Raw genomic sequence first — 20,459 nt, 5'->3', positions numbered from 1 at the left:
ACTATTGAACCTCGACCACAGTGCCCTGCAACCGCTGCAAGGCTTCGTTCACTGCCTGCGGCATGAGCTGGCGCAGGCAGTTGTAATGGCCGAATCGGCAGGTGCGATCGAAGCAAGGGCTGCATTCGATGCCCAGGCGCACGATTTCGACGTGCTCGGCCAGCGGCGGCGTAAAACCCGGCGAAGTCGAACCGTAGACTGCCACCAGCGGCCGGTTCAGTGCGGCGGCGACGTGCATCAGGCCGGAATCGTTGGACACCACCGAGTCGGCGCAGGACAGCAGATCGATCGCCTCGGCCAGCGAAGTGCCGCCACTGAGGTTCACCGACTCTTCACGCAAACCGGGAATCAGGCGCGAACGAATGTCTTCGCCCACGGCATGATCGTTTTTCGAACCGAACAGCCAGACTTGCCAACCCTCGCGGATTTTCGCTTCGGCAACCTTGGCGTAGTGCTCCGACGGCCAGCGCTTGGATTCGCCAAACTCGGCGCCCGGACACAGCGCCAGCACCGGACGATCGAGAGCCAGACCGAACTTGGCCAGTGCCGCTTCGCGGGTCACCGGGTCGATCTGCAGGCTCGGTCGCGGGTAAGGTTTGGGCAATTCGACACCCGGCTCGTACGCCAGGGCCATGAAGCGCTCGATCATCAGCGGGTAACGTTCCTTGTCCAGCGTGCGCACATCATTGAGCAGGCCGTAACGGAATTCGCCGCGCCAACCGGTGCGTTTGGGGATGCCGGCGAAGAACGGCACCAGCGCCGACTTCAGGGAATTGGGCAACAGGATCGCCTGGTCGTACTGACCGGCCAGGGATTTGCCGATACGCCGACGCGTCGCCAGCTCCAGCACGCCGTGACCGAGCGGAAAGCTCAGGGCCTGGCGGACTTCGGGCATGCGCTCAAGAATCGGCCGGCTCCACTCGGGGGCCAGCACGTCGATTTCGCATTGCGGGTGGCGTTGCTTGAGACACTGAAACAGTGTCTGCGCCATCACCATGTCACCGACCCAACTGGGCCCAACGATCAGAATTTTCATGTGGTTTCCAAAACGATCCGGGGAGGCTTTACGCCTCCCCGCCTCGAGAATCTCTGCAGGGGCAACGCATGCTTGCGATGGGTCATCACTTTCAACATTGCTGTCGACTGTCACTCCGCTATCGCGAGCAGGCTCGCTCCCACATTGGGTATGGGTGCCTCAATCTACACATCACCACTAATCCCTGTGGGAGCGAGCCTGCTCGCGATGAACCTGAGGACTGCGCGGGGTATCAGGTTAGCCGAGTCATCGTTAACCACCATCGCGAGCAAGCTCGCTTCTACAACCCCAGCTCTTTCCAGATCCGCATGACCTGTCGCCGTTCGTCCGCGAACTGGTCGCCGGGAATCACCCCCGGGTCCTTCTGCAAGGCCTGCCGGTGGGCGGCGGAGCGGTACGCCTTATAGGCTTCACGCAACAGGCTGGTATCTTCGGCGGGCATCAGGCCTTCGTGCTCCAGCTCTTCCAGAATCCGGATATTGTCCGTCCAGCGCAGCAATGCCGGATGTGTTTCGGACCACGCCAGGGCCGCGTATTGCACCATAAATTCAATATCGACGATACCTCCGGCGTCCTGCTTGAGATCGAACGGCGCCGTGGCCTCGAAGGCATTTGCCCCGGTGCCGGCGGCGGTGCTCTTGCTGCCGAGGTTGTCGCGCATCTTGGCGCGCATCTCGCTGACCTCCTGGCGCAGGGTCGGCAAATCACGCGTTTTGCCCAGGATCGCCGCGCGAACCTGTTCGAATGCGCGGCCAACATCCTCGCTGCCCACCAACACCCGGGCCCGCACCAATGCCTGATGCTCCCAGGTCCAGGCTTCATTTTCCTGATAGCGGGCAAAAGCCCCCAGCGAACTCACCAGCAACCCCGCCGCACCTGACGGTCGAAGGCGCATATCCACTTCATAGAGTTGACCGGAGTTGGTCTGGGCCGTCAGCAAGTGAATGATCCGTTGCCCCAGGCGGGTAAAGAATTGCGCCCCATCGATAGGCTTCGGCCCATCGGTCTCCGCTTGCGGATCGCCATCGTGGATGAACACCAGATCCAGGTCCGAACCATGCCCCAATTCCAGGCCGCCGACCTTTCCATAACCGACAATGATGAAGCCGGGATCGCACAACGTGCCGTCGCTGCGCAGTGGCGTACCGTACTTGGCCACGGTCTGACGCCAGGCCAGGGCCAGCACTTGCTCCAGAATCGCTTCGGCGAGCCAGGTCAGGTAATCGCTGACTTTCATCAGTGGCAGGCTGCCGGCGATTTCCGATGCAGCAACCCGCAAGCGGTGCGCCAGTTTGAAATGGCGCAAGGCTTCCATTTGCTGTTCGAGGTCGTCCTCGGGGATTCGCGTCAGGCGCTCGCGCAATTCGGCGGCCAATTCCGGCGCCAGGGGCGGTTTGAACAGCCGGCCTTCGTTGAGCAGTTCGTCGAGCAGCAACGGAAAGCGGGTGATCTGTTCGGCGATCCACGGGCTCGCTGCGCACAAGGTCAGCAGGCGCCGCAAGGCACCGGGGTTTTCGGTCAACAGCACCAGATAGGCCGAGCGGCGAGCCACGGCTTCCACCAGTGGCAGCACCCGCTCCAGCACCAGATCCGGGTTCGCGTGCTCCACGGCCTGAGCCAACAACCGCGGGATAAATGCATCGAGGCGCTCGCGCCCCAATCGCTGCATGGCCCGCAGCTGAGGACTGCCACGCAGGCTGGCCAGGGCTTTCAGCGCCTTGGGCGCATCGCTGAAACCACCCTCCTGCAACTGGCGACAGGCCGCCTCTTCATCCTGAGCCTCTTCCCAGAGGGGTAGCCATTCACCACCGACCACCACTTCGCTTTCGGCATCGTCTTCGTCGGGATCGGCGATCACCTGGGCGAAGTGCCAGGCAATGCGGCCGCGCCAGTACATCAGTTGCTCATGAAAAGCCGCCCAATCGGCGAACCCCAACATAAAGGCAATGCGCGCCTGATCCTGCTCGCCATCGGGCAGCATCTGCGTCTGGCGGTCGGCAATCGCCTGGATCGCATGTTCGGTGTAACGGAGGAATTCGTAGCCTTCGCGCAGCTCGCTGATCACCGCCGGCGGCAAGTAACCCTGACCTTCCAGCGTGCTCAGTACCTTTAATAGTGGACGTTGCTGCAGGCTCAGGTCGCGGCCACCGTGAATCAACTGGAAAGCCTGGGCGATGAACTCGACTTCCCGGATGCCACCGGAGCCCAGCTTGATGTTGTCGGCCATGCCCTTGCGCCGCACTTCCTGCTGGATCAGTTGCTTCATGGTGCGCAGCGCTTCGATGGCCGAGAAGTCCAGATAACGCCGGTATACGAAGGGTCGCAGCATCTCTTGCAGTTGCGCGCCGGCCACTTGATCGCCCGCCACCACCCGCGACTTGATCATCGCGTAGCGTTCCCAGTCGCGACCCTGATCCTGATAGTACTGCTCCAGCGCGTTGAAACTCAGGACCAGCGCGCCCGCCGAACCGTAAGGCCGCAGGCGCATGTCGACACGGAACACAAAACCGTCGACGGTCATCGGGTCCAGGGCCTTGATCAGGCGCTGCCCAAGGCGGATGAAGAATTCCTGGTTATCCAGCGGACGTTTCACGCCGACGGTTTCGCCGCCCTCGGGGTAAGCGAAAATCAGGTCGATGTCCGACGAAAGGTTGAGTTCCACCGCACCGAGCTTGCCCATGCCCAGGACAACCATTTGCTGCGGCTGGCCACTGCGTCGACCGGTAGGTACGCCGAACTGCTGGCAATGGCGCGAGTACAGCCACTGATAGGCCTGGTCGATGCTGGCGTCGGCCATGTCCGACAGGTCGCGGCAGGTCTGCACCAGATCGGCCTGGCGGGTCAGGTCACGCCAGATAATCCGTACCTGATGACGGGCACGTTGACGGCGCAACGCGCGACCGAGCTGCTCTTCGGTCTCGGCGGCGCTCACCGCTGCCGCAATCTGCGCGCACAACTCGCCGGGAGCGAAGTGGCGGTCGAGTTCGCCGGACTGCACCAGATCCAGCAACATCAAAGGGTCACGAACACTCTGTTCAATCACGAAATCGCTGGCGGCGGTCACGCGGGCAAACTGTGCCCAGCGATCCGGAGTCCAGGTGGAGAGGCCATGGTCATCATCCAAAGTACCGACGGCGGTACGGAACGACTGCTCGGCACGGGTGACAAACGGCAGCAGAACGGAGGGCAGTTCGGCGAGCGGAGGGAGGCTCATGGTCTATCCTTGATCGGCGTGTATTGGGCTGCATGTAGTGAATCTTGCAAACACACTACCTGGAGGACTGTCGAACAAAAGTTAGAAATAGCTGAAAATTCTATTTTTTTGGCATCCAGCATCAAGCTTTCACCTTTTACGATTGGAAAAAGACCAACCTTAACGATTATTCTCACAACGCAGCCGGGGGCCACAAGCCGCTCATCTGTAGTTTTACTACTCGTATATACATTAGCAAGGCTGAAATGCCGGAAGATTTGTAGTAAAACTACACACCGCCGGAACAACCTATCGGCAATCCAAGAATTCATAACGTCTGCCCACAAGGCCAGTCGCTAACTCAGGCAACCGATTCTGGTAGCCTTTCCGCCCTGGAGCAAGCCATGCAAGACCTCGATCCCGTCGAAACCCAGGAATGGCTGGACGCCCTGGAATCGGTTCTCGACAAAGAAGGCGAAGACCGTGCTCACTATCTGATGACTCGTATGGGTGAACTCGCGACCCGCAGCGGTTCGCAGTTGCCTTACGCCATCACCACGCCTTACCGCAACACGATCCCCGTTACCCACGAAGCACGCATGCCTGGCGACCTGTTCATGGAACGCCGCATTCGCTCGCTGGTGCGCTGGAACGCGATGGCCATGGTAATGCGTACGAACCTGAAAGATTCTGACCTCGGCGGTCACATCTCCAGCTTCGCTTCCAGTGCGACCCTGTATGACATCGGCTTCAACTACTTCTTCCAGGCCCCGACCGACGAACACGGCGGCGACCTGATCTACTTCCAGGGCCACACCTCGCCAGGCGTTTACGCCCGTGCCTTCATGGAAGGCCGCATCACCGAAGACCAGATGAACAACTTCCGCCAGGAAGTCGACGGTCAGGGCCTGTCGTCCTACCCGCACCCTTGGCTGATGCCTGACTTCTGGCAGTTCCCGACCGTATCCATGGGTCTGGGCCCGATCCAGGCGATCTACCAGGCACGCTTCATGAAGTACCTGGAAGCCCGCGGCTTCATTCCTGCCGGCAAGCAAAAAGTCTGGTGCTTCCTGGGCGACGGCGAGTGTGACGAGCCGGAATCCCTGGGCGCGATCTCGCTGGCTGGCCGCGAAAAGCTCGACAACCTGATCTTCGTCATCAACTGCAACCTGCAGCGCCTCGACGGCCCGGTTCGCGGCAACGGCAAGATCATCCAGGAACTCGAAGGCGTGTTCCGCGGTGCTCAGTGGAACGTGAGCAAAGTCATCTGGGGCCGTTTCTGGGACCCGCTGCTGGCCAAGGACGTCGACGGCATCCTGCAACGTCGCATGGACGAAGTCATCGACGGCGAGTACCAGAACTACAAAGCCAAAGACGGCGCATTCGTGCGTGAACACTTCTTCAACTCGCCAGAACTCAAGGCGATGGTTGCAGACCTGTCCGACGACGAGATCTGGAAACTCAACCGTGGCGGCCACGACCCGTACAAGGTCTATGCGGCGTACCACCAGGCGGTCAACCACAAAGAACAACCGACCGTCATCCTGGCCAAGACCATCAAGGGTTATGGCACCGGTGCCGGCGAAGCGAAGAACACCGCGCACAACACCAAGAAAGTCGATGTCGACAGCCTGAAGTTGTTCCGCGACCGCTTCGACATTCCGGTCAAGGACGAAGAGCTGGAAAACCTGCCGTTCTTCAAGCCGGAGCCAAACAGCGCCGAAGCCCGTTACCTGAGCGAGCGCCGTGCCGCACTGGGCGGTTTCGTGCCACAGCGCCGCGCGCAAAGCTTCAGCGTACCGACGCCGTCCCTCGACACCCTCAAGGCCATCCTCGACGGCTCGGGCGACCGTGAAATTTCCACCACCATGGCCTTCGTGCGCATCCTGGCGCAACTGGTCAAGGACAAGGAAATCGGCCCGCGCATCGTTCCGATCATCCCGGACGAAGCCCGTACCTTCGGTATGGAAGGCATGTTCCGTCAGTTGGGCATCTACTCGTCCGTTGGCCAGCTCTACGAGCCAGTCGATAAAGACCAGGTGATGTTCTACAAGGAAGACAAGAAGGGCCAGATCCTCGAAGAAGGCATCAACGAAGCGGGCGCCATGAGCTCCTTCATCGCTGCCGGTACTTCGTACTCCAGCCATAACCAGCCAATGCTGCCGTTCTACATCTTCTATTCGATGTTCGGCTTCCAGCGTATCGGCGACCTGGCCTGGGCCGCTGGCGACAGCCGCACCCGTGGCTTCCTGATCGGCGGCACCGCCGGCCGTACCACGCTGAACGGTGAAGGCCTGCAACACGAAGACGGTCACAGCCACCTGCTGGCTGCCACCATCCCGAACTGCCGCACCTACGATCCAACCTACGGCTACGAGCTGGCGGTGATCATCCAGGACGGCATGAAGAAGATGACCGAAGAGCAACAGGACGTCTTCTACTACATCACCGTGATGAACGAGTCGTACCAGCAGCCAGCCATGCCGGCCGGTGCCGAAGAAGGCATCAAGAAAGGCATGTACCTGCTCGAAGAAGACACCCGCGAAGCGGCGCACCACGTTCAGCTGATGGGCTCCGGCACCATCCTGCGTGAAGTCCGCGAAGCCGCGAAGATCCTGCGTGAAGAGTTCAACGTCGGCGCCGACGTGTGGAGCGTTACCAGCTTCAACGAACTGCGTCGCGATGGCCTGGCCGTTGAGCGCAGCAACCGTCTGCACCCTGGCCAGAAGCCTAAGCTGAGCTATGTGGAAGAGTGCCTGAACGGCCGTAAAGGTCCGGTCATCGCCTCTACCGACTACATGAAACTGTTCGCCGAGCAGATCCGTCAGTGGGTACCGTCCAAGGAATTCAAAGTCCTGGGCACCGACGGTTTCGGCCGCAGCGACAGCCGCAAGAAACTGCGTCATTTCTTCGAAGTCGACCGTCATTTCGTGGTGTTGGCAGCCCTGGAAGCACTGGCTGACCGTGGTGACATCGAACCTAAAGTGGTGGCCGAGGCCATCGCCAAGTTCGGTATCAACCCGGAAAAACGCAACCCACTGGACTGCTGAGGAGAGATTCTGTGAGCGAACTCATTCGCGTACCTGACATCGGCAGCGGTGAAGGTGAAGTAATTGAACTGTTTGTGAAGGTCGGCGACCGTATCGAAGCCGATCAGAGCATCCTGACGCTGGAATCGGACAAGGCGAGCATGGAAGTCCCTGCTCCCAAGGCCGGTATCATCAAGAGCCTGAAAGTGAAGCTGGGCGATCGCCTGAAAGAAGGCGACGAGTTGCTGGAGCTGGAAGTCGAAGGTGCCGCTGCTGCGGCCCCTGCGGCTGCCGCCGCGCCTGCTGCAAAAGCGCCAGCTGCACCGGCGCCTGCCGCCGCTGCTCCAGCGCCAGCCGCAGCACCTGCTGCCGCTTCGGTTCAGCAAGTGCATGTGCCGGACATCGGTTCGTCGGGCAAGGCCCAGATCATCGAGATCCAGGTCAAGGTCGGCGACACCGTCGAGGCTGATCAGTCACTGATCACCCTGGAATCCGACAAGGCGAGCATGGAAATCCCGTCGCCTGCCGCGGGCGTGGTCAAGGCCATCAGCGTCAAGCTCAACGACGAAGTCGGCACTGGCGACCTGATTCTGGACCTGGAAGTGGCGGGTGCTGCGGCACCGGCTGCGGCCGCTCCAGCCCAGGCAGCTGCACCTGCCGCCGCAGCTCCAGCGCCAGCCGCTGCTGCTCCGGCCGCACCGGTGGCCGATAGCGTTCAGGACATCCACGTGCCGGACATCGGTTCGTCGGGCAAGGCCAAGATCATCGAAGTCCTGGTCAAGGCCGGCGACAGCGTTGAAGCCGACCAGTCGCTGATCACCCTTGAATCCGACAAGGCGAGCATGGAAATCCCGTCGCCTGCCGCTGGCGTGGTGGAAAGCGTTTCGATCAAGCTGGACGATGAAGTCGGTACCGGCGACCTGATCCTGAAGCTGAAAGTCAAAGGCGCCGCCCCGGCCGCTGCTCCGGCACCGGCCGCAGCTGCACCGAGCGCTCCAGCTCCAGCCGCTGCTCCCGCTCCTGCCGCCGCCGCACCGGTTGCTGCCCCGGCCGCGGCTCCAGCCAAGCCTGGCGCCAAGGTTCACGCCGGCCCGGCCGTGCGCCAACTGGCCCGTGAGTTCGGTGTCGAGCTGAGCGCCGTGGGCGCCAGCGGTCCGCACGGTCGTATCCTCAAGGAAGACGTGCAGGTCTACGTCAAAGCCATGATGCAGAAGGCCAAGGAAGCACCGGCCGCTGCTGCCGGCGCAACCGGTGGCGCGGGCATCCCGCCGATTCCGGTCGTGGACTTCAGCCGCTTCGGTGAAATCGAAGAAGTGCCGATGACCCGCCTGATGCAGGTCGGCGCCGCCAACCTGCACCGCAGCTGGCTGAACGTGCCACACGTGACGCAATTCGACTCGGCGGATATCACCGAACTCGAAGCGTTCCGTAACGCTCAGAAAGCCGTTGCAGAGAAGGCCGGCGTCAAGCTGACCATCCTGCCGCTGCTGCTCAAGTCCTGCGCGCACCTGCTCAAGGAACTGCCGGACTTCAACAGTTCGCTGGCTCCAAGCGGCAAGGCGATCATCCGCAAGAAGTACGTGAACATCGGCTTCGCCGTCGACACCCCGGATGGCCTGCTGGTACCGGTCATCAAGAACGTTGACCAGAAGAGCCTGCTGCAACTGGCCGCCGAGGCCGCTTCCCTGGCTGAAAAAGCCCGGACCAAGAAGCTCTCGTCGGACGAGATGCAAGGCGCCTGCTTCACCATTTCCAGCCTCGGCCACATTGGCGGCACCGGCTTCACGCCGATCGTCAACGCGCCGGAAGTGGCGATCCTCGGTGTTTCCAAGGCGACCATCCAGCCCGTCTGGGATGGCAAAGCCTTCCAGCCGAAGCTGATGCTGCCGCTGTCGCTGTCCTACGATCACCGTGTGATCAACGGCGCCGCGGCAGCACGCTTCACCAAGCGTCTGAGCGATCTGCTGGCGGACATCCGTACCATCCTGCTGTAACACCGGACGGCCCTCCTTTCCCGGAGGGCCAGCCGCGTTTCGTTTTCCGAGCGCCACGCTCGTACCTCAACCCCGCCAATTTGGCGGGGCTTTTTTTGCCTGCGATTTTTAATCGAAAAGAATGCCTTCCTACATTTGTGGCTGATACCGCCCACAAGTTGAGTCCATTTCGGCGCGATATTTTTTAAGGTCCAATAACTAGTCTTAGTTGGGAAATTACTGAATACACCCAACTAAAACCTTATTGAATCAATCAGCGTAAAGCCGAACGGACTCGAACATGTTCAAACCAACAGTTGGCCCCATTATTGGCCACACCACGACCAATCACGTACGCATATTCTTGCGCGCAGATAAACAAAAGGATGCGCCGGTATTTGCCGGAATTCGCTATCGGCGGCTTGGCGAAGAACACTGGTCAAAAGGCATTTTCGCCAAGCTCGACAGCACGCGCGACATGTCCGAAGTGATGACCCTCAACGATCTTGCCGCCGACACCGACCATGAATATCAGGCCGGCTGGTTCAGCCCCATGAACCCGGTGCACACCGTAGAAACAGTTCAGGAGCTGCCGCTGCAATGGCCGCGACAGATCCACCGCTTCCGCACCCGCTCCAGCCAGCAGACCCTGCCCAGGGCCTACATAGTGGGGTCTTGCCGTTATCTGCGCATCACCGCGGGCATCGCCTCCGCGCCTCATGTGGGCGACAGGATTTTTGCCTCGATATCCAATTTGCTGGAACAGGCCGAGCCGCCCGTCAGCGCGATGTTAATGACGGGTGATCAGATCTACGTCGATGACCTGAACTTCGTTGCCCCCGACCGGGAACTCAAGGACATTCTTCACAAGTATCGCGTGGCGTTCTCGCAGCCGAACATTGCAACGTTAATGTCAGGACTGCCCACTTACATGATCCTTGATGATCATGAGATCGAAGACAACTGGCCAGCCAACAAAAACAAACACGATGAGTTGTTATATGCCAATGCAATGAAGGCCTATGAGCTCTATCAAGCCAGCCATAGTCCGGCCCACGAACTTTCTTCCACCGGTCAAATAAACAGGGAACTGCACAAGTATTGGTATCAGTTCACGGAAGGCGATATCGAATGGTTTGTCACCGACAGCAGAACCCGACGCAATCTTTCGGCCGCCGACCGACGCATTCTGGATGTCGAGCAGGAACACGCGCTGTGCACATGGCTGATCAACAGCCCGGCCCGCGTCAAATTCGTGGTCACCAGTGTGATGTTCTACCCTGACTGCAAGCGCTCGGACGATGACGCCTGGCAAGCCTTTCCCGAGCAACGGCTGCGACTGCTGGAGACGATTCGCACGCACCGCATCAAGAATGTGATTTTCGTTTCCGGTGACGTCCACGGCTCGCTGACCAGCCGCCTGACCCACAGCGAAGACCCGGACTTCGAAGTCCACACCATCGTTTCGTCACCGCTGTGCAACAGCAAAATGCTGCCTTACGCCAAGGCCTCCACCTTCATCCTCGATCAACCCCTGGCCCGAACCGCAGCGGGCGATTATCAGCATGAATTGACGGGCGAGGTGATCAGCCAGGATAACTTCGCGCATGTGATCGTCGATACCGAACAGATTCAGGTGCGTTATCACGATCGGGATGGCAACCTGCTGCAATCGACCGGCATTGAATTGCATCAGGGCTGAAAGCGGCAAGCAGGATGACTTTTTGCGCTATTAACTGAAGAAATCCGCGCCTCTGCCGAGATATTCTTATAGCACTTGGCCTTCATGTCTCTTGTCAGTCGGTGTCGCAATGATGCAACCTTGCCGCAGGCAACAGTAAAGGGGCGAGAGCCCGGCGCGTTCAGCAAATTCGAAGCGAGTTTCCCTCAATGAAAAGCCAACCCGATGCCGCCAGCCGTATGGTGGCCGAGGTAGTGACGCAGTTGCCTGTGCCCTCGCGGCTCGGCATGCTGCGTTTCGAACGGCTGAATGAGCCAAGCTGGGCGCTGCTGTTTCTTGATCCCAATTGCGAACGCCAGTTCGGCCTGCCGGCCATGGAGCTGTGCGCTCTGGTCGGCTCGCCCTATGCCAGCCTGATGGAGCCGGAAGCGCGCTATCAACTGCACGATGCCATCCAGCAACAACTGAGCGAACACTCGCATTACCTGATCCGCTACACCCTGCACACCGCCACCGGCTCGCTGAGCCTGCTGGAAATGGGTGAGCCCTTCAAACAACACAATCGACACCTGCTGCGCGGTTACCTGCTGGTGGTCGAAGGCTTGTTCGAAGACGATCCCCTGCTGCCGGCGCTGGATCTGGAAACCCAGAACTCGCGCCTGCAAATTGCCCTGGAACTCAACCAGCGCGCCCAGCAGGAACAACTGCAGCATCTGGAACGGGCACGTGCCCAGCAGGACCTGATCCTGCTGCTGACCCGCCAGCGCTACAGCAGCAACAACTCCCTGAAAGAAGCCGCCGAGCTGATTACGCGCAGTGCCTGTGACATCTACGAAATCGACTGCGCCAGCCTGTGGAACCTCGAAGGCTCGATGCTGGTGCCCATCTCGGCCTATCACCGCATCAGCGGGGAATACCTGCTGCCGGCGCCCATCGACGTCAGCCACTTCCCCGACTACCTCGAAGCCTTGCACACCGGCCGCGCCATCGATGCCCACAACGCCATTCACGACCCGCGCACCCGGGAGATGGCCGAAAGCCTGCGCCCGCGCAATGTCAATGCGATGCTCGATGCCAGCATCCGCGTCGATGGCCAGGTGGTCGGCGTGCTGTGCCTGGAGCAAACCGGTGCCACCCGTGCCTGGCAGTCGGACGAAATCGCCTTTGCCGGCGAACTGGCCGATCAGTTCGCCCAGGTCATCAGCAATCACAACCGGCGCGCCGCCACCAGCGCCCTGCACCTGTTCCAGCGCGCGGTCGAGCAAAGTGCCAACGCCTTTTTGCTGGTCAATTGCGACGGCGTGGTCGAGTACGTCAACCCGAGCTTCACCGCGATCACCCAATACAGCACCGAAGAAGTCCATGGACAGCGGCTGTCGGAACTGCCGGCCCTGGAAAACCTCAGCGAACTGCTGTTCGACGCGCCCTCGGCGCTGGCCAAGAGCAACAGTTGGCAGGGCGAATTCAAGAGCCGGCGCAAAAACCTCGAACCCTACTGGGGCCAGTTGTCGATTTCCAAGGTCTATGGCGACAACCGCGAGCTGACCCATTACATCGGCATCTACGAAGACATCACCCAGACCAAGCTCGCCCAGCAACGCATCGAGCGCCTGGCCTACACCGACAACCTGACCAACCTGGGCAATCGTCCGGCGTTTATCCGCAACCTCGACGAACGCTTCGCCCGCGACACCGATACCCCGATCAGCCTGTTGCTGGTGGACATCGACAACTTCAAGCGGATCAACGACAGCCTCGGCCACCAGACAGGCGACAAACTGCTGATCAGCCTGGCCCGACGCCTGCGCAACAGCCTTATTCCAAGCGGCAGCCTGGCGCGTTTTGCCAGTAACGAATTCGCCGTGCTGCTGGACAACAGCGACCTCTCGGTGGGCCAGCAAGTGGCCAATCAACTGCTGGCGACCCTCGACAAGCCGATGTTCGTCGACAACCAGTTGATCAGCGTGACCGGCTCCGTGGGCCTGGCCTGTGCACCGCTGCACGGGCGCGACCCGCAAACCCTGATGCGTAACGCCGGCCTGGCGCTGCACAAGGCCAAGGCCAACGGCAAGCATCAGGTGCAAGTGTTCACCGAAGCCCTGAACGCCGAGGCCAGCTACAAGCTGTTTGTCGAAAACAACCTGCGTCGCGCCCTGACCCAGAACGAACTCGACGTGTTCTACCAGCCCAAGCTGTGCCTGCGCAGCGGCCGCCTGCTGGGGATGGAAGCGCTGCTGCGCTGGGATCACCCGGAAAAAGGCATGATCCGCCCGGACCAGTTCATCAGCGTCGCCGAAGAAACCGGCCTGATCATTCCCATCGGCAAATGGATCGCCCGCCAGGCCTGCCGCAAGAGCAAGGAACTGACGGCTGCGGGGCTGGGCAATCTTCAAGTGGCGATCAACCTGTCGCCCAAACAGTTCTCCGACCCGGACCTGGTGGCTTCCATCGCCAATATCCTCAAGGAAGAAGCCCTGCCCGCGCACCTGCTGGAGCTGGAACTGACCGAAGGCTTGCTGCTGGAAGCCACCGAAGACACCCACCTGCAACTCGACCAGCTCAAGCGCCTGGGCCTGACCCTGGCCATGGACGACTTCGGCACCGGTTATTCGTCGCTTAGTTACTTGAAAAAATTCCCGATCGACATCATTAAGATTGATCGAAGCTTCATCCACGAAATCCCGGACAACCAGGACGACATGGAAATCACCTCCGCGGTGATCGCCATGGCCCACAACCTGAAAATCAAGGTCGTGGCTGAAGGCATCGAGACGGCCCAGCAGTTGGCCTTCCTGCGCCGCCATCGTTGCGATGTTGGCCAGGGCTACCTGTTCGACAGACCAATCCCGGGCTGCGAGCTGATCGAAAAGCTCAAACGCTACCCGCGCGGCCCGATCGCCTGACCTGCGGCCCCCATGGACCTGTAGGCGCGAGCTCGCTCCTACAGGGTTAGTGCGTAAATGGCCGGTATTGGGCACACTGGCGATCTGATTATTTACATCTCAACCTGACTGAGAGGACTGATAATGGTTCTGCGCTCGGAAATTCTGGTGGACAAAAACGTGCTCCCTACTAAAGAACAAGCTCTGCCCGGCCGCGAAACCCCGATCAAGGTGCCGGACGAACACTTCGTCAACCACAACCCGCTGCTGGGTCCGTTCCCCGGCAACGTCGAATTCGCCATCTTCGGCCTGGGCTGCTTCTGGGGCGCGGAGCGTCGGTTCTGGCAGCGTGAAGGCGTGTACAGCACCGCCGTGGGTTATGCCGGCGGTTTCACGCCGAACCCGACCTACGAAGAAGTCTGCTCGGGCCTGACCGGCCACAGCGAAGTCGTGCTCGTGGTCTACGAGCCGGAAAAAGTCAGCTACGAAGAGCTGCTGAAGATGTTCTGGGAATTGCACAACCCGACCCAGGGCATGCGCCAGGGCAACGACATCGGCACCCAGTACCGCTCGGTGATCTACGCCACCAAACCAGAGCAACTGGAAGCGGCGAAGAAGAGCGCTCAAATATTCCAGGCCGAACTGACCAAGGCCGGCAAAGGCACTATCACCACTGAAATCGATGAGGCCCCGACCTTCTACTACGCCGAGGCGTATCACCAGCAATACCTGGCGAAAAACCCTGAGGGCTATTGCGGGATTGGCGGTACGGGCGTGACCTGCCCGATTTAATCGGCCAACAAACCTGTAGGAGCGAGCCTGCTCGCGAAAAACCCGGGTGCACCGCGAAGCATCCGGGTTTACGCGTTATCGTTCACGACCTTCGCGAGCAAGCTCGCTCCTACAGGTACAGAATCAACTCTCGGCAATCAACCAATCCATGCGCCACCCGCCCTGGGTCTGCCCAAGCTTCTCGGACAACCACGGCAGCAACTCACGCAACTCTTCCTCCAGCCCCCACGGCGGATTGGCAATCGCCAGCCCGGAACCGTTCAGGCTGTTGGGCGTATCCAACGGATGCACCAGCAGCTCCACCCGCAGCAACTTCGGCGCGCCCGTACCGGCCAGGTCCTGATAGAAACGGCGCAACGCACGCTGATCCTTCACCGGGTACCAGATCGCCGCCACGGTTTGCCGCATCCGGCCAATCGCCTCTTTCAAGGACGCGGCGCAGCGCTGCATCTCATCGAGCTTCTCGAACGGCGGATCAATCAACATCACCGCTCGCTTCTCTTGCACCGGCAACATCGCACGCGGCACATGCCAGCCTTCGCCCAGGTGTACTTTGACCCGACGATCACCGGCCATGTTGTCCTTGAGCAGTACGCCGTCTTCCGGGTGCTTCTCATTGAGCAGCACGCGATCCTGCGGACGGGTCAGACGCCGCGCCAGCTCCGGCGAGCCCGGGTAATAGCGCAACTGCCCATCCGGGTTCATTTCGTGCAGCACCTGCATGTAATCGGCGGTCAGGATCGGCAGATCCGGCTGATCCCACAAACGCGCAATGCCCTCCAGGTACTCACCGGTACGACTGGCCTGATCGCCCTGAAGGTCATACAGACCAATGCCGGCGTGGGTGTCGAGATAGGCAAACGGCTGCTCCTTGCGCGACATCAGGGCGATGAGGCGGGTCAAGGTCAGGTGTTTGAACACATCGGCGTGATTGCCGGCATGGAAGGCGTGACGATAATTCATGGCTGCTCCTGCGAAGGCCGGGAAGTTTACCTTTTACCGGCCGGCAAGTCAGGGGTTGGCGACAGAGTGGTTCACCCAACCACTGTGGCGAAGGAGCTGGCTCCCGCTGGGTTGCGAAGCAGCCCCAAGACCTGCCAATCGTGTTTCAACTGACACACCGCACGCTCCCTCGCCACCGAACCGTGCTCGATGCTACTGCGCAGGCCGAGCCCGCAACCGCCTCCCAACCACATCCAGCACATCGCAACCATCGCGCAACGAAATGGCGCAGAGCAAGGCGAAGTCGCTGAGGATGAACGACTCGCACTCGATCGAACCGCGCATGGACAGGTTTTCAAGCACCTGGGTGACGGCGCGAATGCGGTGATTGGCCGCGTCATACAAAACATCGAGTGGCGCGTGGGTGTCGACGAACAGGGTGGGCATGTCGCTGCAGTTGCTGGTCAATGCCATGAAGCGGCTGTCGGGATGGGCGGTCGGTTTTTCGTAGGGGGGTCGGGATGTATGGTTTTCATTTTTTAACCTCTGGTAGAAGCGGGGCTACCATCGGCCTTCCTACGGGCTTGGGTGGCAGCCATACGCGGGGTAGGAATATCGAGACCAGAGAACTCGACCACGCCGAAGCGTGCCCGCGCACAGCCGCCGCAACAGATCTTACGGACGCACGTTAGTGGCCGCAAATCAGGTGTCGACGCCAAAGCGTTTCAACTGGTCTTGAAGGGTTCCTACACCCCACCACTGAATGGTCAGTGACCGCCAAAGACTACCCATGAAACCGAAGCTTCAACAGTTCACGGAAACCGTTACGTTGAAGGAAATGTCCGAAGACCTTGCCCGGAAATTTCGCAGCGACCCCCATCCACAACAAATACCCACTGCGCCATAGCGTCCTCTGCAACCTGCCTTACGGCACCAGTTCATGCCGGCGAGTAACGCTAAGAGACTGCAGTGCAGGGCTACAGGATCCGGTTGAGAGGTCAGGCTGACTAGATGTCATTACCTAAGGCCAAAAATTTTCGCAATGCACCACAGCAACACTAATGACCCTGAAAGTAATACTACGCTGCGTCGCAAAATAACCAGCTTGCGCTTGATTGGCGCTGGAAGATTTTCTATGTCTTCGGCACTGATGGTGCCGTTTTCGATACCTCTACGTGGTGACGAGACGTAATGGGCAATATTGCCGATCATCCTCAACCGCCCCGATGGCCCTGCGTGCTTCCAGAAAGCGAGAACAGTAATTGCCGGGCTGTTTTTCAGATACTGAAAGAGTGCATCCATCTTGGTGTAGGCCATATGAAGTGCCACTACGAGCCAGACGAACATCAGTAGGAGAATTACGCCACCGAGAGCACCGAATATCATCGATACTGTACTCATCTCGTCGCCTCGTAGATAACGTCACCGATCCACTCGCCAAACCCGCTGCCTGCTGCTCCCCCGACCAAAGCCCCTGTTGCTACCGCTACTGCGGTGCATATCCCGGTCCCAAAACCACCATTAGGTGCCCCGAGCGCAATACAGAACCTGCCGGTTGTCTCAACTGACAACGTTGCACCTACAACGGCACCTCCCATGATTCCGCCAGCAAAGCTACCTGCCTCAGTGAATCTAACACGCTCGCAAGCCTGGGTATTTCCAGCTGTACACACATCCTGCACCTTCATGGCAGATACTCCTCCGCCGACGGCAGTCCCTACCCAACCGCCGTACTGAACGTATTTAGAAGCCTTCGCCACACCTTCAAGATGAGTGGCGTAACCTGGGATTTGCCCCCCGGGACTTGCATTGGTCCAGTGGTGGACCAGGCTTTGGCTGGAAATACCAAGCATTTTTTTCAAGTTAATGTGGTCAGGGAATCCAATGCCCTTGCGGGTCAGTGCCGTCATATGGCTGTTTAGTTGTGCGAGCAGCCGTTGACGTTCTGCAAAAAATGTCGGCGAACGCAGGTGTCCGTCTCTTTGGAGCGTCTGCTGTTGCAAAACTTCAATATCCCTCAAGGCATTGCCTACGTTGTCCAGGTTGTTCTTGAAAATACTCGCCCCGATGCCAATAGCGTTCGAACCAAAGCCCAGAATGGTCTGGATGGCATCACGGTGTTGCACCATGAAATCCGCCTCTTCCGGGTTGAGCGCTTCAAGGATCTGGTTGGTCCTGGCCGCGACCTCCATGAGCAAGGCTTCTTGTCGTGTGCATTGATGATTGCTGGGATCGCCCAACACAATCATCGAGCCGGCTTTGACGTCGCGCTGGTTGGGATTGAGCAGCTTGAATTTGCCCATCACCGCCGGGTCGCGCAGGGTGAACAGCGACGCTTCGAGCTGTTCGCGGGTGGTGCTTTTGGGCACGATGTAGAAGCCAGGTTCTGCTACCTGTGCGCTGTTGCCGAGCATCGACGAAGGAGGGTTTGGCGCAGGCGCGAAGCCCGATGAGCGTGGCGCCGGGTGGCTGGTGACTGACGTGGCTTGTGGTGTGGCGGTCCGCATGGCGTGCGGCGCAGCACTGCGGCTGGACTCGTAGGTACCCGTGAAAAACGATGGGATCAGCTCGGCTTTGCAGGGGCAGCTGCTGTAGCTGTCCAGCGAGCCCGCCACCAACCTTCCGTTACTCTCGATGTACGAAACACCGCCCTCAATGACATAGGTTCTGTTGTCCTTGCCACAGGAAACCCGATCCCCCACACGAGCATGGGCAATGCCAAACATCATGACGTTGGTATCGGCCTCCAGAACCTTGCCACCGCAGGTCGTCTTGTCATGCTCGCGAATGAAGTATCCCTTTGCCATTGCTGATCTCCCTTTCTCTTGGCGCCCCGGTCATGGGAAGCGCGCCACTGATAACGATGCGTTACACCGACTTGGAATGAGTGTGCTGACGCAAAGTACGTGGAGAGAAAGGAAACTCAAGATGGCCGAGAAAATCAGGAAAGGTCTCACAACCAATCGTGAAAAGGACCACGGATGTAGGGAGGTCAATGGCTGTTTTTTGGGCTCGGCTCAAAAAAAACGGCTCGCACCTTTAGGCTGCGAGCCGTTCTTTTATCAAAGATGGGAAGCGCTCTCCCCATCGCCTATCACTTGTTCAGACGGAAATCGGCCTCGGCAGCAGCGAAGCGCGAAAGCATGCCGCTGGTCGGATTACCCAGCTTGCTGACAATGTAGATCGCCAGGCTGGCGAAGATGAAACCAGGGATGATTTCGTACAGGCCCAGCAGTTCGAAGTGTTTCCACACGATCACGGTGATCGCGCCGACCAGGATACCGGCCAGTGCGCCGTTGCGGGTCATGTCTTTCCAGATCACCGAGATCAGCACGACCGGACCGAACGCAGCACCGAAACCGGCCCAGGCATAGCTCACCAGGCCCAGTACGCGGTTGCTCGGGTTGGCCGCCAGACCGATCGCGATCAGGGCAACCAGCAGCACCATGGCACGGCCGACCCAGACCAGCTCAACCTGAGAAGCGCTTTTACGCAGGAAGGTCTTGTAGAAGTCTTCGGTCAGGGCGCTGGAGCACACCAGCAGCTGGCAGCTCAGGGTGCTCATCACCGCGGCCAGAATCGCCGACAGCAGGACACCGGCCACCCATGGGTTGAACAGGATTTTCGCCAGTTCGATGAACACGCGCTCGTGGTTTTCGGTCACGGCACCGGCCACGTCAGGGTGAGCCGAGAAATAGGCGATACCGAAGAAGCCTACGGCGACGGTGCCGCCCAGGCACAGGATCATCCAGGTCATGGAGATGCGACGGGCGTTGGCAATCGATTTGACCGAATCCGCCGCCATGAAACGCGCCAGGATGTGCGGCTGACCGAAGTAGCCCAGGCCCCAGCCCATCAGCGAGATGATGCCGATGAAGGTCGTGCCCTTGAGCATGTCGAAGTTGCTTGGATCTTGCGCTTCGATGGCCAGGAACGTGGTATCGACGCCACCGGTGGCCAGCAGCACGATGATCGGCGTCAGCAACAGGGCAAAAATCATCAGGGTGGCTTGTACGGTGTCCGTCCAGCTCACCGCCAGGAAACCGCCCACGAAGGTGTAGGCAATCGTCGCCGCAGCACCGGCCCACAGCGCGGTCTCGTAGGACATGCCGAAGGTGCTTTCGAACAGACGGGCACCGGCCACGATGCCGGAGGCGCAGTAGATGGTGAAGAACACCAGGATCACGACCGCAGAGATGATCCGCAGCAGCCCGCTTTTATCTTCGAAACGGCTGGCGAAGTAGTCCGGCAGGGTCAGGGCATCGCCGTTGTGCTCGGTCTGCACGCGCAGACGGCCGGCGACGAACAGCCAGTTCAGGTAGGCACCGATGATCAGGCCGACGGCGATCCAGCTTTCGGACAGACCGGACATGTAGATGGCGCCCGGCAGGCCCATCAGCAACCAGCCGCTCATGTCGGATGCGCCCGCGGACAATGCCGTAACGACGCTGCCCAGGCTACGACCGCCGAGAATGTAGTCAGAAAGGTTGTTGGTGGAGCGATAGGCCATGAAGCCGATCAGCACCATGGCTGCGATGTAGATCACGAATGTGATCAGGGTTGGATTGCTTACGCTCATTAAGTTACGCCCTGGCTTTGTTTTTATGTAGCGGCGGCTGGTGAACCGCTCGCAAACGACGACGTTTGACAGACGATCCGGGATCCCGCGCATTTATGACTGATGTTTCCCCAGGAAAGCCATCAGCCGGTGCACCTGTCTTTTTTGACGGGTTGCACCTTGGGGCGCGAATGCTATTCAACAAAGCAAATAAGGTGCAACCCATTTCTGGAGAATTAGTTGCACCTAATCGGATTTTCAGGAAATGCAGGCTTTTTTGCTCCCTTTTAGCGCAGTAGATACGACGCGATAGAAGCAAAAGCACCAAGCAGGCGCAGTACGTTCGTACCAGAATTTATTTCCTGACGAGCTG

The 20,459-nt window shown here is 59.6% G+C and carries 11 protein-coding genes and 1 pseudogene; 5 read left to right on the top strand and 7 right to left on the bottom strand.

From position 1 onward, the window contains the following. Nucleotide 1 precedes the first annotated feature (1 nt). On the bottom strand, nt 2-1,036 hold the full coding sequence (gene waaF, locus F7R06_RS11725; protein ID WP_090328377.1) for a lipopolysaccharide heptosyltransferase II: 1,035 nt from the start codon (nt 1,034-1,036) through the stop codon (nt 2-4). A gap of 280 nt (nt 1,037-1,316) precedes the next feature. After that, nucleotides 1,317-4,250 (bottom strand): bifunctional [glutamate--ammonia ligase]-adenylyl-L-tyrosine phosphorylase/[glutamate--ammonia-ligase] adenylyltransferase, encoded by a 2,934-nt coding sequence (gene glnE / locus F7R06_RS11720; RefSeq protein ID WP_090328374.1) that lies wholly within the window; start codon nt 4,248-4,250, stop codon nt 1,317-1,319. A gap of 383 nt (nt 4,251-4,633) precedes the next feature. On the opposite strand from glnE, the gene aceE reads away from it, so the two are divergent. The 5 genes from aceE (at nt 4,634) to msrA (ending at nt 14,586) form a co-directional block, all read left to right on the top strand. Beyond that, on the top strand, nt 4,634-7,279 hold the full coding sequence (gene aceE / locus F7R06_RS11715) for a pyruvate dehydrogenase (acetyl-transferring), homodimeric type (RefSeq protein ID WP_090328371.1): 2,646 nt from the start codon (nt 4,634-4,636) through the stop codon (nt 7,277-7,279). A gap of 11 nt (nt 7,280-7,290) precedes the next feature. After that, entirely contained in the window at nt 7,291-9,252 is a 1,962-nt protein-coding gene (gene aceF / locus F7R06_RS11710; protein ID WP_090328369.1) for a dihydrolipoyllysine-residue acetyltransferase, read from the top strand. 280 nt (nt 9,253-9,532) lie between these two features. Beyond that, nucleotides 9,533-10,933 (top strand): alkaline phosphatase D family protein, encoded by a 1,401-nt coding sequence (locus F7R06_RS11705; protein ID WP_090328366.1) that lies wholly within the window; start codon nt 9,533-9,535, stop codon nt 10,931-10,933. A 188-nt stretch (nt 10,934-11,121) separates the two neighbouring features. After that, nucleotides 11,122-13,815, top strand: a complete 2,694-nt coding sequence (locus tag F7R06_RS11700; RefSeq protein ID WP_090328363.1) for a putative bifunctional diguanylate cyclase/phosphodiesterase — start codon at nt 11,122-11,124, stop codon at nt 13,813-13,815. Between the two features lie 123 nt (nt 13,816-13,938). After that, a complete protein-coding gene (gene msrA, locus F7R06_RS11695) occupies nt 13,939-14,586 on the top strand; it encodes a peptide-methionine (S)-S-oxide reductase MsrA (protein ID WP_090328361.1) in 648 nt (215 codons plus the stop codon). Nucleotides 14,587-14,709: 123 nt separating this feature from the next. Here msrA and F7R06_RS11690 read toward each other — a convergent pair whose 3' ends face one another. The 5 genes and pseudogenes from F7R06_RS11690 to putP form a co-directional block, all read right to left on the bottom strand. Beyond that, nucleotides 14,710-15,549, bottom strand: a complete 840-nt coding sequence (locus F7R06_RS11690) for a 23S rRNA (adenine(2030)-N(6))-methyltransferase RlmJ (RefSeq protein ID WP_090328359.1) — start codon at nt 15,547-15,549, stop codon at nt 14,710-14,712. Between the two features lie 192 nt (nt 15,550-15,741). Then, nucleotides 15,742-16,064 (bottom strand): annotated as a pseudogene (locus tag F7R06_RS11685) (hypothetical protein). A 481-nt stretch (nt 16,065-16,545) separates the two neighbouring features. Further along, on the bottom strand, nt 16,546-16,929 hold the full coding sequence (locus F7R06_RS11680) for a hypothetical protein (RefSeq protein ID WP_090328357.1): 384 nt from the start codon (nt 16,927-16,929) through the stop codon (nt 16,546-16,548). Then, nucleotides 16,926-18,335 (bottom strand): PAAR domain-containing protein, encoded by a 1,410-nt coding sequence (locus F7R06_RS11675; RefSeq protein WP_090328354.1) that lies wholly within the window; start codon nt 18,333-18,335, stop codon nt 16,926-16,928. The genes F7R06_RS11680 and F7R06_RS11675 overlap by 4 nt, the downstream gene beginning before the upstream one ends. A gap of 287 nt (nt 18,336-18,622) precedes the next feature. Continuing rightward, nucleotides 18,623-20,107 (bottom strand): sodium/proline symporter PutP, encoded by a 1,485-nt coding sequence (putP, locus tag F7R06_RS11670; RefSeq protein WP_090328352.1) that lies wholly within the window; start codon nt 20,105-20,107, stop codon nt 18,623-18,625. Nucleotides 20,108-20,459 lie beyond the last annotated feature (352 nt).

This window comes from Pseudomonas moorei (assembly GCF_008801475.1).
In the GTDB taxonomy this organism is placed as follows: Bacteria; Pseudomonadota; Gammaproteobacteria; order Pseudomonadales; family Pseudomonadaceae; genus Aquipseudomonas; species Aquipseudomonas moorei.
The sequence above is the reverse complement of the archived record's forward strand: the minus strand, read 5'-3'. Positions and strand labels throughout refer to the sequence as shown.